This is a genomic window from Candidatus Neomarinimicrobiota bacterium, from assembly GCA_017656425.1.
In the GTDB taxonomy this organism is placed as follows: Bacteria; Fidelibacterota; UBA2242; order UBA2242; family B5-G15; genus JACDNV01.
This window is the reverse complement of sequence record JACDNV010000009.1, coordinates 114,044-132,202: the sequence shown is the minus strand read 5'-3', so window position 1 is coordinate 132,202 and position 18,159 is coordinate 114,044. Positions and strand designations below refer to the sequence as shown.

Below are 18,159 nucleotides of genomic sequence, written 5' to 3'. Positions count from 1 at the left end.
TATTAGTACCTCCTGGGAATTCGATAAATCCAATCAAACCACCTCCTTTTCCAAAAATAAGACTCCCCACAATACCGGCCCGTATAAAGGTCCACTAAAAATCTGTTAGATGTAAACCATAAATCCATCGGTGAACTAGAAGGATGAATCAAACCATAATTTTTGTAAAGATACTTAAAACTCAGGACCTCAGCGTTTGTCCATTCAGCTGGCAACTGCCCACTCCTTACCATATTTGACAGCCATTTTTCTTTCCCAGAAACTTCTAAAAACATATGATATCCGTCCTTAAATGCATTTTCATTATAATATATCTTACCTGTAATTCTATTCGTCATCGCTCTACCTCCATCACTAATATTGGGCTGATCCCAAATAGGATGATCCGAACTCACAAATTCCCCATCCCCAAACCTCTCTGCTATTCTCTTGTATCCTTCGATGGAGCCATCATTCCACCTATTAAACAACGTTTCATTATTCACAAATCCATCACCACGTAGAAAATTTATTGTTGCCTCACTGGTCATAAAACCAGCAATACCACCGGCAATTGCTCCCGATTTAAAACCACTACCAAAAGCATCCCAGCTTCTTGCTGTCAATGAGGAATTCAAACCTTGCACTATACCACCCTGCACGGCACCAATCGCTGTGTTTAATGTCCAATTCGCAGGAGTTCCGAACATCCCTATACCTGCACCAAATGCACCAATAGCCGCATAGCCAAGAAAATCCTTCCAATCATCGATATTAGGAGCATTTAAAATTACATTAATCATAGCCCCAATTACAAATTGTATCCACTCCCCATCCGGATCCACAAAAACCAGTGGATTATTACCACAATATGAATATGGACTATGAAACTGACCCGCAGGATCGCATGTTAACCAGCGACCTATAGATGGATCGTAGTATCGGGCACCGAAATAATATAACCCGTTAGGATCTTCCTCCTTACCACTATATTGATATTTCGATATATTACCACTCGCCGCACGCTTCTCTCCATATGGATAATAACTCCTCTCCTGTACTACACTCCCCACATCATCAACAATCGCTCTTGAGTTCATCACCTGATCCTGACAGACATAGTATATATTCCCTCCCTTTATCGTCGCTATCCTTGAAATACCATTATATATGTGTAATGCCTCCAGCTCCTGTTTCTTATTATACTCCTCAAGAACGTTCTGACCAGAAGTAATGTAATAAACACACTCAATATAAAACTCCCTCTTTACCCTCTGACCAAAAGAATCATAAGAAGAATTAATATTATAACCAAGAACGTATCTTACCATCTGTCCCCGCCAATTATACTCTACCAGACGACCGTTATGCCTCGTCATATTTCCATTTGCATCATATCTATAGCCACTACTCGTTATCCTATTACTCGTACTCGATATACTAAAAGTCCTATCTCCCATCCTTGTTATATTACCATTTCTATCATATGAATATTCCCTCACACTACCATCAGGCCCTGTATATGATACAAGCCGATATAGATTATCATACTCATACGTATGATTACCATATGAATCCTTAATACTAAGAATATTACCAACATTATCAAAAGAGGTAACCTCCATACGATACTTCTCACCCTCCTCATACCTTCTGTACGTACGCCTCTTAAGCCATCCCCTGTTGTTTTCATAACTGTTTATCTCCACCATCCTATTTCCATACTCTACACGAGATACCCTGCCATAAACGTTATAACTATACTTTGCAATGTATCTGGAGCTACATGTAACCACAAGCTTCGGCCTCTTGTTTACATCTCCCGTATACTCCGATGAATAACATCGCTTCTCATCTCCGTTGGTATAATCATCCTCATCTACCGCCCAGAATATCACTCCATAGTTCTCTGCTTCACCACTCACCCACCTACGAACAAGGTTCGTAATATAATATACCTTCCACCCATAGTCCTTGTACCAGAAATGACAATCCTCAGGTTGTGACTTAGCATCAACATTATCAAATCCAACTCCTGGAGTATTCCATGTCGGTCCGGGACCATAGTTATACCACGTCGCATACTCCTCCGCCCAGGGTTTGAGCACCTGATGACACTTAACATACCTCGAAATCTTATTTCTCCCGTATGCCCCGTAAAAATACAGCATAATCTTAGCAGAAGTTATCTCGGCATCTTCCGGAATTGCACTCAAATCAAACTTTACAAGACTCCTCTTCCACGGCCATCCATCCTGACGCCCTATCCGAAGCTGGGAATAACTATTGAAATTGTTCCTTTTACCATACTCTATCCACACATCATGCGTCGGCGGTTGTATTGAAACCGAAGGATCCAGCTCTATCACTCCCCTATCCCTGCTCGCTATCCACTCATACGGAACCCCCGTCAAAATATAATTTCTACCACCTTCCGTATAAACCAGCCTCCTCATCAAACACCATGATCTGATCCCACCTACACTATCCTCGTCTGACCTCTCAAAAGCCACATCCCTCTCAAGAAAATACCTGACACGACTCCGAACATCACAGAAAAAAATCCTGTTCTCTCCATCATAAGGAACATCAAATACCATTCTCCTTAACCTACCCTTCCTCCTACCTTTCGAAATCTTCTTCCCACCAGCAAAAGCTTCAACACCTTCACTAACCTCAAACCTCAGTTTAATAACCAGCAACGCCTGCCGCAACGGTATCCCAAAATCAACAGGAGATGGTAAATCCCTCCGGGCTGACTCACCAAGCACAACTCTCTCTTTCAAACGTGTATCCATGTACTCATATACTATATCTATCCCCGGAAATGCATTATAACAGTAAACCTTATTACCTACTGCGGAAATACTGTCAGGATTAAATCTCGCTATCTCAACATACCTTCGACTCCTCATATCCATATATCCCATTGACAATACCTTCGCCCTAAAGCTATCACCATCCCGCGTCTCAAACCTCATAATATAATCATCACCCACATCACCCGAAATATATGCACGAAACAATCCCCGTTTTACTCCATAAACCCTCTTATTACCTTCTACCTTGCGAAAATCCCTCTCTATTTCATGAAACTCTCCCTTTTCATCCCTGTAATGTATATACCCACTGCTTATCTCTATCGTCACTGTACCATCAGAATTCAAATAACTCTTACTGAAATATGTTCTATGAGACTTCAATTCCCTCCTCTTCACTCGCGACGCTCTCCGGGACAAAGTCGATAGACTCGAAGTGTCCCCCTCAAAAAAACCTCTCTCTCCCGCTCCCAAAGAAATTATCTCAAAAATGGCAATTATGAGCACTAAAGATAAGCTTCTCATTTTCACTTCCTCCGCCCTAAATAAAAAATAACAATGCACCTACTATCTATCACTCTCTCTAATCCGACATCTTTATATCCTTCAACTGACCCAGGTGATTGTATGTATTAATCAAAATTACACCCGAAGGATATTCTGTTACAATCTCTCTACCCATACAATCATACACATGCCGAATCACCTTGTCCTGAGACATTCCAGGAATATGTATCCTCTTTGTTACAATATTCCCATATTTGTCATAAGCGTAATAAGTCGTAGTCTCGCTCTCTTTCTCAATAGTTTTTGTCAACCTCCCACGACAATAGTTAGGCTCCTCACCCAGATAGTTACTGTCATAATAATTCTTAATCGTCACCTCATCGCTATACGTCCCAAAATATGAAATGTGCTCAAGTAATGGATAGTTCGTTCCAGACCACAAAAAATTGTAATCATCCTCTACAGAAACTTCTACCAGCCTCCCAAAAGAATCATATCGATACACTGTAAAGGAGTGACAAAGATTCTGCTCAGCATCCTGCGAATAAACAAGGTTTCCCATATAGTCGTAGACATAATGAACTGTTCCTGCATCAGGAGTTGTTTTACTTATTAACTGCCCCATAGTATTATACACCATAGATGTAACCAGTCCCCTAGGATCAATAATCTCCAGAAGATTCCCCAGTATATCGTAAGTATATGTTACCGTAATCTCATCAGAAGTACCAAGAGCATGGATTTCCTTTCGGGTATTCCCAAACTTGTCCACATAGGTTTTTGTCTTCTTTCCATTTTCATCAATTACAGTGGTAACAAAATACTCACACCCATTGTCAGTCTCCTTCCCATACTCATACTGTATATAAGTACCATCAGGATGAGTAACTTTGTATACCCTCGCAAGTGGATCATTACAATAAGTGTATAGTTCATATTTCACCGGCGTACATGAATAATAATCATGGTCTGCATTATAATACCTTTTAGGGTGATACTTCTTATAAACCTTCCCAATCTCATTATATTCTTTCTTATTGATAATATCATAATCCCCATCTACAACCTGCGTCTGAATCACCCGTCCAATTCCATCTGTATACGAAGTTGTTATTATCGGTCTGTCAGTCAATCTAATATCATCTATATAATAATCCCCTCCTCTGATGCAAAAGTTTACAACGCTTTCAAACTCCTTACCGGACAGACTAAAATCATCAATTAAATTTCTATCTACCAGATGCCAGTTACCATCTCTAAAGTTGCTACCCAGGTAGTGATATACATATTTACCGGAAACATGAGGTGAGCCATCATTTGGCTCGTATCTTGTGTAATATAAATCTCCATCCTTTGTCTTAATTCTGACGTAAAATATAAAATTCTCAACGGATTTTACTTTAAACCATATATGATTCTCCCTGATATCAAGACTTCCATCGGATGGATATTTCACTCCAAAACCAGTACCCTCGCCCGACTCAGCATGCATAACCTTTGATTTCAATACATCGTCATATATAATCTCAATACTCCCCGAAGGATCATAGATACTCCACCCATTGCCTTCGGGGGAGCCTATATACTGGAAACCCTCATGAAAACTATTCACAGAAACCCTTTTTTCCCTACTGAAATTAGGATCATCCTGATTGAAAACTCCATCATTACCACTTTTGGAAAAATAGTATTCGTGGCTGCTCAACAGCTGATTATCATCATCCCACACTTCCCTCAACCTACCAAAAGAATCATACTTATAGAACGTCGTCACCCCATTTTCATCTGCCGTGGCAAGTATCTGGAAGGTCTCTGGATTGTAAACAGAATATGTGCACAGAGACCGCTCTGGATATACTATAACATCGTCATAATAAATTGGAGAGTTTTCTGAACCTTTGTGACCGTATAAGTATACACGCAATTTCCCGCAACCAGGAGGCGCTTCAATAGTATGCTTTATCATTTCCCATTCGCCTGTTCCCTCTTGAGTCTTCAAATAACTCTTTTGATTAGTCTGGTCATACCAGTTAATGTAGGCATATCTTCCATGTCTACACTTATACCATGCAACTATTGTCCATTTCTCACCCTCATTAACATCAATATACGGACTGTTCATGTACACTCCCGACCACTTATTATCCTTCTTATCAAATTTCAACGAAAACATACCACTATGTGACTCTTCTGAGGAAATCCCTACCTCTGTCGCCCCCACGCTATGATATCCCCACCCGGGGAATTGCCCTGAGAAATTCCCACTTTCAAACCCATCATAGAACGTTTCATTATCCCTGGCATTTGTAAAATTAGCCACTGGCAGAAATCCATTATACCCCCACTTCGTGGTTGTATAAATACCATTCGCATTCTTGCTCTCCACAACGTTTCCCCGGTCATCCCGCTTCGCTATCTCAGATATAAGTTTCCACTCACTATCCCCGGGAGGAGTAATAAAATCAAAAACTGGAAGGCTCATACCTTCCCCTCTGTCTTCCAACCAGGAATACGTTCTGTATGACGCCCATTTACCACCTCCCCAATCCTTATAAGTAATCACGGTAGAGGACCTTGCCTTTGAAATCTCATCTGCTCCATCATACACAGTTTGCTGAAATACCTGGCTCAACATATTACGATCTTTCATGTCAGCATAGCTACCAATTTCAAAAGCATACCGTATTTCAGTCGTTTTACTGGCACCATCTGAATTTGTCTCTATTATCTTATTCACAAGCCAGTTATCCAAATTATATTTATATTCGGTTACCACATTAACACCATCTAACGTGGTTATTCTTTTAACAAGTCGAGAGTAATACCCTCCATCCTTTTCGTAAACATTCCAGTAATCAACGGTCTTCGATATCAGAATATCACTATCGCTGTACAGCTTCGTACAATAGTTTACCCCTTTCAACAACCGATGGTAATCTTCCATGTTGGTACCCTCTGAAGGATATGGCTCTGAGACTTTATCAGAAGGTAAACCATTCATAAAGTATTTCTTTGTATAACCATATCCATCTCCTACCCTGACGGTTACCTCATTGTATTGAGCAACATTGCCTGTCGGATCATAAGTTGCTGTGGAAGAGTTATAAGAAAAATAGGTCTTAACTGATTGATAACCCGTGTTCAACGTGATAGAACTGCACGGATAATCATCCTGCTTCCCTTTATATTTATAGTTCAATACCTTATATAGTCTCAGCTTATCAGTATCTTTGATATCAATATAGTGACTGGTTAAAAAACAATCTTCTCCAGTAAGCAAAGTGCTCTGTTCCCAATTACTGACACCATAGTCCGCGGAACCTAAAGAGTAAAATTCTCCGTTTTTGAAAATCACAACTCTTGTGGTCACAGAGCCATTATCATTATAATCATATTTCAGGAACCTCCTACCAAATCTAACAGTAGTGTAGTCTACACCATATAGCCCCTCACCATCATAATCGGGCAATGTGTAAATGCTACTAAAATTACCATCATTATTTCTATAGTACACTGTGTTACCAAACAAATAACAATTTATACCAGCTTCAGCAGCTGGCGACTGATATTCATGAGAAATATTGGTTACTTTCCACGGCGAAGAAGTATCGTTAGGGTCAAAAACCAATCTTCTCCAGTAATGCTTCTGATCTTTCGTCCCATCTTTTTTGAGAGCAAAATCCTCGCCCGACGACATCCAGTAATGAAACGAACCAGAAGTACACGAAAAATCTTTAGACCTCCACCGCTGTCCATCATATCTATAAAACAAACCGTAACCATAGCCGATTAAACTCACCAGGGGACCATTAAAGTAAACTTCGGATTTATCATTAATCCCTGGAATTTCAAAAGGTGACTTTATATTAAAATTCTCGTCCCACCAGTAAATTCTCTCTCCAGTGCCATTAAGCATACCAACTATGCAGTTGTTGTTTGCATGCCAGTAATTTCCATTTCCGGCATCAAAGCCCGGAGAGCTTATGACCACTTCGTGCCAGTTTAATAACTCATCCAGATAGTAGAAATACAACTCATCATCATACCTCTGTTTATGAAAAAGAAAATAGTTATTAGTCCCTGCCCCATAGTAATCTATATCATCACCAGTATCCCTTCGTTCAAAATATTTTTTATTGTAGTCAATATCTCCTTTTATCATATACCTGTAGATCTCTCCATATCTTTGCCCTATGACCGCAATAAAATTATTACCTGAAATCAACATAGGGATTTCTTTATCATATTTTTGAAACGAGATATCATCGTAAAACAAGTAACTATAAAAATACCAATCCCAACCGAACCGCTTCTTACGGAGAAACGTTTGTAATATCCAGTGAATGTGTTTATAATTTTGAGGATTTTTAGGATAAAGTACCGCTATAAAGTCCCTTTCGGTCGCAATCTGAATCTTCTCATAATTTTTTTCCGTCTTATCATTCTCATTCAAAAATATCTTACCAAAATAATATTTGACCCACCTTCCATCCCACTGATAAATTTCAATAATAACCTTTCTGTAAATGCCTCCATTAGCATTCGATTCCAGCCACGTAACAACAACATAGTCATCACCTAGCCATACCCTGGGTTTCTTAAAAGTAACGCTCCCTTCGGCCTGTACTGGAGCAGAAATTGTTAAATCCCTATCCGAATATCCTACCACTTTAGCTGTATAGGAATAAGTAACACTACCTCCTTCCGGAAACGTCACGGACTTAAGAAACCCTTTGAAGGTACCGCTCTGATAATACTCAAAACTAATCGAAGGCAAGCTATTACCGGTTTTATCCCTCTTCACTATAGATTTTAACAACCTCTTTTCCCTATTCGTATTATAGTTTAAAAATGACTCATGATCATAATACACAAAATCAATCGAGGAAATCCTGTTATTACCTTTACCTCTGATCTCTATATAATCCAAGAACTTTCTTTCATACCTTTCCTGATACGCATCAGGTTCAGCTTTCTCCGTATGTGGCTCCATGTACTCCGCAGGGAATTTTTCTCCATATACAAACCTTATACTTCTGCCATCAGGAAGATCAATCGAACTCAGATAGGAAGCCTCTGTATTAGCCAACCCTCCAGCACCAACCTGGCTCTCCACATTTGAGTATGCAAAAGTTATTCTGTTCCCGAATATATCCACCATAGCGGAGATGTTCCACACAATCGCTTGTCTTTCCTGTCCCTCCGTAACTGCACTATTCCCTATCCAGTTACCCCACCTCACTATATACTGAATGGACGACGGATATTCACTTGTCCCTCCATAAATTGTTTTGATTCCATTTTCATCTATAATTTCCCACCTCTCATCATCAGGATAATACCTTATTTTCCAGAACTTATATTCCTCCAGAACAAAATTATATGATCCATCTTTATTCTTACCATTCCTCATCATTCTACTGGTTGAAAAATTCATCACCAGGTAAAATTCATCATCCATTCTTGTACCTGTACCTTTGTTATCAACAATAATCTTATTATAATCAAAAGTCCACCCCAGACCCAACACACCAGTAGGAGCTTCAAGATTCCATGTATTAACAACACCCTGAACATTGCTATTGTACACTATGGACACATCAACTCCCAGCCCATTAGGTCCAGAAACAGACACCAGCCTCAAAGGAAGGCAGACATCACCGGTAAACAAATTCACGCTATTAGAAGCCAATCCCTTAAAATCTGGATCTAGAACAAAGGTTTTGACATCTAGAGCAGCAGAAGCAGAAGGAGAAGGATCAGCAGCAGACAAAAATTCTACCATTACAATAACAATTACAAAGCATACCCTGATCAATAAAAAAGGATTAAATCTCATTTTTACCCCCCATTTACTATACAAAGGGTTTACAATCAATTTTTTCCTTATTTACTTATAAAAACGCCGCAGGAAGTAAATTGAATTTACTTCCTTTTTTCCAAGTAAACTTTTTTATTCAAATCCCCCATCATCTTGATTTTATTTTATCAAAATTACTACAAAAATCAATTTTTAATTTTAAAATCTAAATTATTTAATAATATAAGGTTTTACTATATATTATCATATAAATATTACGACTATTACTTAATAAAATAAAATTTCATTACAACGTAAAAAATGGATATAGCAGACATAAATGTTCCGAAAGGAATCTTCCTGTTCCGATCCCAACCACATCTTATCGATACCAGAATAAACCACATCAACCCCATAGTCGAACTTGCAATAATCACGAACAAAAACCCTCTGACTCCCAACCAGCCTCCAATTAAAGTTCCCAGAAGTATATCCCCAAATCCAAGCCCTTCCACACCCCTTATTCTGTAATACATAGCCCTTACACCGGATAGAAACACAAATGCAAACACTCCCCCTACCAGAACCATCCTCCATTCCAGAGCGCCCACCACCACAGCCACAAAAATGCCACATGCTGCGAGCAACATCAGAAATAGAGGGATTTTCAGATACTCTCCATCAATAAATCCTATAACTATCAATACAGATGACACCCATACAAACAAAATCGCGTTTTCCACATCCAGACATCCAAATGCCCATATCCATAATATCATACCTACTAGCTCAACCACAGGGTATAAAAGCGAAATCTTATGTCCGCAGTAAGCACACCTACCTTTCTGAAACAAAAAACTTAGAATTGGCACATTCCTATAAAACTGTATTACACAACCACAGTAAGGACACTTTGACCTACCAACCAGAGAAATACCCCGCTGCAACCTGTAAATTACCGTAGCCAAAAAACTACCGGAAATAGCCCCTAAAGCCCCTGGAAAAACAAAATTCAATACATTCACTACAATAACCTCACCTGCCTACCGTTAACTTTACCCTATCCCCATTAAAAGCCTCAAAAATGACCGAATCAGGATAAGTCTTTAGTAACTTAAAGTCCCTAATCGTATCACCAACTGTAAGAAAAAAGCTTCTGCCATAAAGGTCGTCCTGAATAATCACCAGCGGGTTTCCTTTACTATACAGAATTCCACTCACTTTGAAATCCACAACAGGCGTCTTACTAATACTTTTATCACCTGTCAAGACAGTATCGCTTCTAACCTCCAAGCCGACACCTGCAGGTAAAAAAAGATTTCGGACAGTACTATCATAGAAGAAATTTTCCCTTTCCGTAAACCCCACTGTAATAAACTTCGGTACGAACCTGCTACCATAAGTAAAACGCGGTTCTGTACCGTACTTTTCAGAATAGGAAGTAAATCTTCTGACAACCAAAAACCAAATTATAAACACTCCTATTGACAAAACTATGTGTATCTTTTTCAACTTTACCCTTGTCATTTATTTACCTGCTCCCTGACAATTCAGGATACATTACCACTACTGATGCTTTTATTATATGTCGCCGCTTTGAGGTAAGAGGTGTAAAAGTCACCTCTCGCATAATAAAAGGGGGACTAGATTTCTCAAGTCCACAGATAAGCTTCATCACAGAACCATACGGACCTTTGAAACTTAACTCGAAAAGACTCAATATCATATCGCCATTCACATACTCCCCCAGTGGTCTTATATGGTCTATGTATTTTATGTTAGATCTCTCAGCAATGAGTTGTATTCTCGATAATATAGCCCCCTGACCTGTTTTCTCCGAAACAATCCTTCTCGTTTTTCTCAGGAAAGCCTTCAACGAATCTATCTCTCCTTCCAGGCCTTTCAAATCAATTGAACTGCTATTGTATTTCAGCAACTTCTCTCTATTCGATCTATACACTTTGTATTTCTTTGCCACTAAACTCAACGAAAGGCTTGCAATCCATATAAACACAACAACTTCAAACAATAATATTGCAAGGTGTATCCTGGATAACCTCATTATATACACCTACTCTATATACATTTCAAGCTCAAATTGACTTTGCCCCTGGCCCTTTTTAGTCAACCGTTTCAGTTCCAGGTCCCTAATGAACTCCATGTTACCAAGCTCCTCCATAGTTCTGAACAGGTCTTTCTCTTCTTCCACAACTCCAGACATTTCAACTCTACTCCCTGTGCTGTCCTTACTTTCAATCATTATCTTACTCAGATATATAGAAGCAGGCAAAGTTTTCTCCAGTTGATATATTATCCATGAGTTAGAGCTTCTCAATCGAGATACATGGCTATATTTCTCAACCTCCCTTACCAGGGAATCTCTCTTGCCCAGTAAATTCATATACATCGAGATAGACCTTTTACTGTTAGACAACTTTTCTACCAGTTTCCGATTACTATATGAAAACATCCATCCAATGCCAGAACTACACAGGAATATAATCGCCATTACCCCCAGCCACAATACGGTAAGCCTGGCCAAAATAACTGCACTCCTTCTCTTTGGCACATCCTCTCTTGTTGCTTTATCCACATGGTTAAACCTCCAGAATCTCCTCATGTGCCTGCTCAAGCAGCACGACATATCAATGCTTTCATCATTTCCCATACTTTTATCATTAGCTTCAGGAGCCTCTGCCAGGTTTGCTGATGTTATAAGAGAAACTCTCCGCCTATATTCGCCCAAACTCTCAATTAGCTCTTTCATTATTTTTCCCTTAACTACGGATACCTCGAAAACCGAAAAACCCGGGCTATCTTTCACTTTTGAATAAGCAACACTAAGCTCCTCCTCTTGAGGCAAACCCATTACACTTTGCCTTATCTTCCTTTCTATCACTTCACTAAGTCTACCATCTGTTACGTGCGAAGGGATTTTTATCTGCCGATACATTGATAGAGGATAATCTATAAAGACTATTACCTCCATGTTGTCGAGATCTATTGAACGGTCGACTTTACACAGATTGTTAAGGAAAGCCTTTAACTCTCTGCTGTCCACCGTACTATCAAAAATAACTTTCTTTGAAAACAACAAGCCCTCCCTAATCAACTGAACCTTTACTTCCCCATTTTTATAGTTCAATACCAGGAAATGCCACCTTGTTGGTAATCTACCCAATGAACTCCTGAGCTTAGCTACCATAGACTTACTTTCTCCTGTAACCCCCCTCTATGAGAGAATCGAGACTCACCGGTTCTTGATTTATGTGTGGCGTTATATAAACTACAAGTTCCGAATTCCGATTGTTAATACCCCAGCCTCTAAATAGAGCTCCCAAAATAGGTACATCTCCAAGAAAAGGAAACTTTGATTTAGACTCATTCTGAGAATCCTGTATTAGTCCCCCCAACACAATCGTTTCCCCATCTTTTAACCTTACCGTTGATTTAAGAATTCTTGAGTTTATAGTCGGGGGGATTTCCGGATTAAATTGGCCAATAGGAGTACTGAATTCAGGATGTATATCAACTGTTACATCACCATCAGCGCTAATCCATGGCGTTATCTCAAGCTTTATTTCAGCTGTAATTTTCTCAAATCGCTGGGTTTTCTGAGTAGTCGGCTGCGACGTTGTAGGGATAATTACTTCTGACTCAAATATGTAATATTGAGTAGTAGCTATAGAAATGCTCGCTTTATGCCCATTTAAAGTTGCTATATGAGGCTTTGACAAGATTTTAGCATAACCTTCTTCTTCCATCGCTTTAAGTTGTACATAAAAATCAATTGGTAGCACACCTATGTTCTTACTAATAAAACCAAATGGACCAGTAGAAGGAAGTGCTCTTTTTTCCAAATCTTTTTTTGTTATGGTTCCTGCCAAAAAAGGAAACAAATCTACCGAAGATGTCTCTTTAGCTTTGTCCAACCCAAATTTCAGTCGAAACTCCTCAATGTCCGAGATAGTATAATCCACAACAACAGCTTCAAGCAATATCTGGGGCGTTATATGATCTATCTGACGCATAAACTCCCTCGCATCTTCGATAACATCCTTCGTTGCAATTATCATTATTCCATTCAGCTCCTTAACCTCTTTTATTTCAGCATTTTCTTTTATGGGCTGCGGAAGTAATTCAATTACCCCATCCGATTTTATATGTTTGAGTTTGATAAGTTCGTTCGTTACCATCCCCTTCAGCCTTCTATCCCCAATAAAATATGTCCCGTTTTCATACTTATAAGTAAGAGGAGTATTCCTAAGCAGAATCTCAAGGGTTTTGCCTATTGGCAAATTATCAATTTTAGCTGTCACACTTTTATCAGTCTTGCTGTACTTTATCATAGGGATCCCAGTACGTTTTGCTATTTCATCAATAACATAGTCGACAGGACAATCTACAATGTTTAAGGATATCTTGTCATCATCGGATACATTAATCCACTGCTTGTACCGATAGGCCTTCTTTCCTTCAACAAGTGGAAATGACTCGAAAACGTATATTATGCCGTCCTTCTTCATCATACCCAGCCCATTATGTTCAAGGAAATTCCTTAAACAGACTCCTGGTGGCAACCCAGTCAACCTTCCCGATACTCTTTTCTCAAGCTCCTGATCAACCAGAATATTAATATTCAATTCTTCGGAAAGTTTCTCCATCGCTTCCCTTAAAGGGTAATCTTTTGCATATATACTTAAAAGCGAATCATGAAAGCTCAGGCTAAACTTTCTGTTGTCAGGCTCTTTTTTCGTCTCTTCTCCCTCAGCAGCCTTTTTTTTCACAACCAGAATATTTCCCTTCCACTCGAGACTTAAATTGTATTCATCACTAAGATAGGTAATAAGTTCCCATACAGTAACATTGTTTAGATTCAGACCTATTTTCTCCTTTACACTATTATCAACTATTACATTTAAATTATTTTGCACAGCGATAGACTGCAATATATCTCTTATACTAACATCATTAAAATTCACTCTCTCAATACTCGAGTACCACTTAGAATCAGGAGCCTCCAACCTTCTTATACTTTCAGAGACCTTTTCACTTACCACAACATTCGCTGCATCCGGGGAAGTCTGTCCAACTAAAACGGCGTATATTAAAGATACTGTAACGATCTTATAAATCCTCAGAAAATACACGGTCAACCTCACTTCTTGTCGTTATTCCATTTTTTATATAATATTCTATAACCTTTTCAAATGTGAAAATACCCATATCCTTTATTATTTCGTAGACTTCCTTCTTCGGTAACTGCTTCTTTATTGCTTCCTGCACGTCGTATGTTATGGGCAACATCTCAAAAATACCAACCCTGCCATAATATCCTGTACCGCTACACTTTGAACATTTTTTTGCTTCTTTTCCGTTTTTACAAATTGGACATATCTTCCGAATAAGTCTCTGAGCGACTATAAGTTTCAAAGTTGCAGCAAGTAAATAAGATGGCACATCCATATCTATCAGCCTTGCAATTGTATCCACAGTGCTATTTGTATGTAATGTACTAAAAACCAGATGTCCGGTAAGACTTGCTCTTATGGCCATCTTAGCAGTCTCAACGTCACGTATCTCACCAACGAGAATAATATCGGGATCTTGTCTGAGAAAAGACCTGAGAGCATTTGCAAAAGTATATCCAATTTGTGGGTGCACCTGTGTTTGGTTCAGCCCATCCAACTCATATTCTACCGGATCTTCAACGGTCATTATATTAACCTCCTCCCTATTCAAATAATTCAACACAGCATATAGAGTGGTTGTTTTTCCTGAACCTGTGGGACCCGTTACCAGTATAATACCCTGTCTCAAATTCAAATATTTTTTAAATAATTCCTCCTGTTCCTTTAAAAATCCAAGACTACTTAATGATAAGTTTAAGCTTTTTTTGTCCAATAATCTTAATACTACTTTTTCTCCGTGAACAGAAGGTACAGTAGACACCCTAACATCTATTTTCCTACCCTCATAAGTAAAGTTAAATTTTCCATCCTGTGGTCGACGTTTTTCTGATATATCAAGATCTGCAAGAATTTTTATATGATTCACAATCGCATTCCTCAATTCATTAGATATTACTGGACCTTTCTGAAGTAATCCATCTATCCTGAAACGAGTCTTTAACCCATATAGAGACGATTCAAAATGAATATCACTTGCCCGTAACCTAACTGCTTTAAACAATAACTCAGACACTATTTCAGTTGGCATCTTATCTTCTATGTGCTCATCCTCAATACTAACCCCAACAACTCCATAAAGTCTATCATCACCATATAGTCTCTTTAGTCCCTTTTCAATTTCTTCCTTCGTCCTGTAGACAAACTCAACTTTCGTCCCAAGAATAAATTCAATACCTCGTCTTAGCTCAGTATCATCAGTGTTTTCCGCCGCAAACAAAAAACAATTATCCCTCCTCCCAACTGGAAGAAGATTATATCTGATAACTAAATCTCTAATTAAATTCTCATCCACCTTTCTCTGCTACCTTTTTCCTCAATCAATTCTCAGTCTGGCAATTCTTCTACCAACCTCTTCCGATGGTCTATCCTCCAGACATTGAATTGACCATCCTTATCGTAATCAACCACTGAAATCGCTTTAGCAACAAAAGAAGTATCCGTAGCGGACTCAATCATTATTCTATACCTAGCTTCTCCTCCTTCTGTCACTAACCTTTCCTGCTCAAAACCTATTTCACCAAGGTTTTTACTATATTTGTCAAACTCCGTAAAATACGCCTCTTCCAGAGTATAAACCTGTTTCAGCATTAACTTTGCCTCTGTCATCTTAGCTCGCTTGACAACTGCCGTAAATCTTGGAACAGCCAACAAAACCAAAACTCCAATTATTATTAACACAACAAGCATCTCTGTTAAGGTAAAACCCCTCTCAAATTTCTTCTTTAGTCCCTTCAATTTTCTACGCATAACCCCCTCCCTACGGTTAAGAATTTTTTTAGTTATCAGAATGTAATACTCGTTGACATTTCAAAAATGGGTAAATACACCGCAATCAATATAAACCCAACAATTAGAGCTAAAAAAACAATGATAACAGGCTCTATTATCGATGTTAAACCTTCAAGAAAAGCTTCTACCTCCTCGCTATAATTCAGGTCTATTCTCCGGAATACAAAGGCTAATTCCGCCGACTCCTCGCCTGTAGAGATAACGTGAATGATTTCGTCGGGTATCAGCCCGGGTAGCCGCATAGATTCCGACAAACTTTTCCCACCCGCGAAGCTTTCAACTACCACTTCAAAATATCCCCGGGCTAAAACATTTTTGCTGACATTTCTACATATTTTCAGAGTCGACAACATTGGTACCTCATTCTCCAGCAATGTCGCTATCATACTGGCATAAATTTGTAGCTGGGACTTTATAATCAAATCACCTACAACTGGTATTTTCGGTAACGCTAATAACAGTTTTTTTTGTACAAGCTTATTCTTAAATAGATGTAAACCTACAAAGGTGAGTAAAACTAATACAGCTACAATAACCCCACTATAATTTATTGAATAATTACTAATTGACATCAAAGCCCTGGTTAACCCTGGCAATTCCTTTCCCCAGCCCGAAAACATAGATGTAAGACCGGGTAACAAGAAAAACACAAGCACCGTAATTGTTAACAAAGAAATAGATAAAACAATTGTTGGATAACTCAATGCCGATTTAATCTTTCGAGTGTACCGGATTCTCCTGTTTATGTAATTAGTCAGTTCCTGTAATACCTTCGGTAGATTTCCAGCTTCCTCTCCGACTTTTATCAACGTTACAAATAGCGGATCAAAATAATGAGGATATTTCTGTATCGCCTCATTAAAACTACATCCCAATCGAACATCTTCGATAACGTCCCTAATAGTCTTTAAAAAAGCCTTTGAGTATGAACTTGACCGGTTATTATAAATGACATTCAACCCCTTATACAAACTGATATTTGCATTTGTTAAAATTGACAATTGCTTAATAAACAAGTAAACATCGATTCTCTTCCTTGGTAACAACTTCAATCTTAAAACCTTGAGCAAGTCCTTCATTTTTGTCAGAATTTTCAATTTCCCATTACCTTATCTCTTAGTTTAAAAACTCTAAACTCTTTATGTAAGTGATTAAGTAAATTATGGCTAAAGTCTTTTGATATCACCAAAGTGTCAGATGAATCAACCCCACTTAATACCAAAACGAGTCTTACACTCATAAGACCAAGATAGTTGTTCATTTTCTTATACACACTGTCTATATTACTTTTTGCCAGTACAAAGGAGAACAAAGAATCTCTCAATAAATCTTTAAAAGTGGACACGATAAAAAAACTCTCCACTTTAAGTCCTTTATTAATCACATAATTGTTCCTAATAAGACCCCCGTCCTCGACAAAATAGGTAGAAACTTTATCGACTCCACCTATTCGTACAGCGAGTGAGTCAATAATAAATTCCACCCCCCTTGTTTGCAAGTCACTCCACACCAAACTATAAATGAACGCAACTTTCTCTTCCAGATCTCTTTTTTTCAACCATTTTCCTATATATTTTGTATTGAATGAAATAAACTTCAAAACAAAATAAAACACTATCAAGGATAACCCCATAGCAACGATAACCTCTACTAGAGAAAAACCGCCCTCACACTTATTCTTTGCAAGCAACATTCTCCCCCCTCAAACCACACGAAACAGCATAATCTTTAATACTATACGTTCTCATCTTAAAGAACGGTTTCCTGTAGTCTCTATAGAAAATTTCAATTCGAATAGAAGACAGATTGTCAGTAGTTTTCTTTTTTACTCTGACAGTCCATTTACCTCTGCTTATTTCCTCACATAGATAATCTCTCTCATCCTTTATAGCATCATAAATAGTATTGTCAATTATCCTCAACATCATCTCATCTTTCCACATACCAGGAGAATCTATCACTTGAAAAAATCTAAATACAACAAACATACAGCCAGCTAAAACAACCAGCGCCATAAGAACTTCTATAATCGTATACCCCCCCAAACAGGAGTATTTTTCTTTACACCCCATTC

Annotated in this window: 12 protein-coding genes; all 12 read right to left on the bottom strand. The window is 38.5% G+C overall.

Translation table 11 applies throughout. The features are described 5' to 3' along the window. Nucleotides 1-2: 2 nt before the first annotated feature. On the bottom strand, nt 3-3,323 hold the full coding sequence (locus H0Z29_07920) for a DNRLRE domain-containing protein (GenBank protein ID MBO8131425.1): 3,321 nt from the start codon (nt 3,321-3,323) through the stop codon (nt 3-5). 58 nt (nt 3,324-3,381) lie between these two features. Next, nucleotides 3,382-9,144: a hypothetical protein gene (locus tag H0Z29_07915; protein ID MBO8131424.1), complete on the bottom strand. Its 5,763-nt coding sequence runs from the start codon at nt 9,142-9,144 to the stop codon at nt 3,382-3,384. A 245-nt stretch (nt 9,145-9,389) separates the two neighbouring features. Then, nucleotides 9,390-10,130, bottom strand: a complete 741-nt coding sequence (locus H0Z29_07910; GenBank protein MBO8131423.1) for a prepilin peptidase — start codon at nt 10,128-10,130, stop codon at nt 9,390-9,392. A 10-nt stretch (nt 10,131-10,140) separates the two neighbouring features. Continuing rightward, nucleotides 10,141-10,632 (bottom strand): hypothetical protein, encoded by a 492-nt coding sequence (locus tag H0Z29_07905; protein MBO8131422.1) that lies wholly within the window; start codon nt 10,630-10,632, stop codon nt 10,141-10,143. A gap of 4 nt (nt 10,633-10,636) precedes the next feature. Next, nucleotides 10,637-11,167: a hypothetical protein gene (locus H0Z29_07900; protein MBO8131421.1), complete on the bottom strand. Its 531-nt coding sequence runs from the start codon at nt 11,165-11,167 to the stop codon at nt 10,637-10,639. Nucleotides 11,168-11,176: 9 nt separating this feature from the next. Next, nucleotides 11,177-12,310, bottom strand: coding sequence for a hypothetical protein (locus H0Z29_07895; GenBank protein MBO8131420.1), 1,134 nt, complete (start codon nt 12,308-12,310; stop codon nt 11,177-11,179). A 4-nt stretch (nt 12,311-12,314) separates the two neighbouring features. After that, complete coding sequence (locus tag H0Z29_07890) at nt 12,315-14,255, bottom strand: secretin and TonB N-terminal domain-containing protein (protein ID MBO8131419.1); 1,941 nt, start codon at nt 14,253-14,255, stop codon at nt 12,315-12,317. Further along, nucleotides 14,233-15,588 carry a type II/IV secretion system protein gene (locus tag H0Z29_07885; protein ID MBO8131418.1) on the bottom strand — a complete coding sequence of 452 codons (1,356 nt, stop codon included), beginning with the start codon at nt 15,586-15,588 and terminating at the stop codon, nt 14,233-14,235. Before H0Z29_07885 ends, H0Z29_07890 begins: the two co-directional genes overlap by 23 nt. Before the next feature lie 32 nt (nt 15,589-15,620). Then, on the bottom strand, nt 15,621-16,043 hold the full coding sequence (locus H0Z29_07880; protein ID MBO8131417.1) for a prepilin-type N-terminal cleavage/methylation domain-containing protein: 423 nt from the start codon (nt 16,041-16,043) through the stop codon (nt 15,621-15,623). A 35-nt stretch (nt 16,044-16,078) separates the two neighbouring features. Then, nucleotides 16,079-17,182, bottom strand: a complete 1,104-nt coding sequence (locus tag H0Z29_07875) for a type II secretion system F family protein (GenBank protein MBO8131416.1) — start codon at nt 17,180-17,182, stop codon at nt 16,079-16,081. Further along, nucleotides 17,179-17,778 (bottom strand): prepilin-type N-terminal cleavage/methylation domain-containing protein, encoded by a 600-nt coding sequence (locus H0Z29_07870; GenBank protein MBO8131415.1) that lies wholly within the window; start codon nt 17,776-17,778, stop codon nt 17,179-17,181. Before H0Z29_07870 ends, H0Z29_07875 begins: the two co-directional genes overlap by 4 nt. Beyond that, entirely contained in the window at nt 17,759-18,157 is a 399-nt protein-coding gene (locus H0Z29_07865; GenBank protein MBO8131414.1) for a hypothetical protein, read from the bottom strand. Before H0Z29_07865 ends, H0Z29_07870 begins: the two co-directional genes overlap by 20 nt. Nucleotides 18,158-18,159: the final 2 nt, after the last annotated feature.

Coding starts and splice junctions, on each gene's coding strand:
- H0Z29_07920 (MBO8131425.1), bottom strand. CDS start 3,323: ATGAGAAGCTTATCTTTAGTGCTCATAATTGCCATTTTTGAGATAATT.
- H0Z29_07915 (MBO8131424.1), bottom strand. CDS start 9,144: ATGAGATTTAATCCTTTTTTATTGATCAGGGTATGCTTTGTAATTGTT.
- H0Z29_07905 (MBO8131422.1), bottom strand. CDS start 10,632: ATGACAAGGGTAAAGTTGAAAAAGATACACATAGTTTTGTCAATAGGA.
- H0Z29_07900 (MBO8131421.1), bottom strand. CDS start 11,167: ATGAGGTTATCCAGGATACACCTTGCAATATTATTGTTTGAAGTTGTT.
- H0Z29_07895 (MBO8131420.1), bottom strand. CDS start 12,310: ATGGTAGCTAAGCTCAGGAGTTCATTGGGTAGATTACCAACAAGGTGG.
- H0Z29_07880 (MBO8131417.1), bottom strand. CDS start 16,043: ATGCGTAGAAAATTGAAGGGACTAAAGAAGAAATTTGAGAGGGGTTTT.
- H0Z29_07870 (MBO8131415.1), bottom strand. CDS start 17,778: ATGTTGCTTGCAAAGAATAAGTGTGAGGGCGGTTTTTCTCTAGTAGAG.
- H0Z29_07865 (MBO8131414.1), bottom strand. CDS start 18,157: ATGGGGTGTAAAGAAAAATACTCCTGTTTGGGGGGGTATACGATTATA.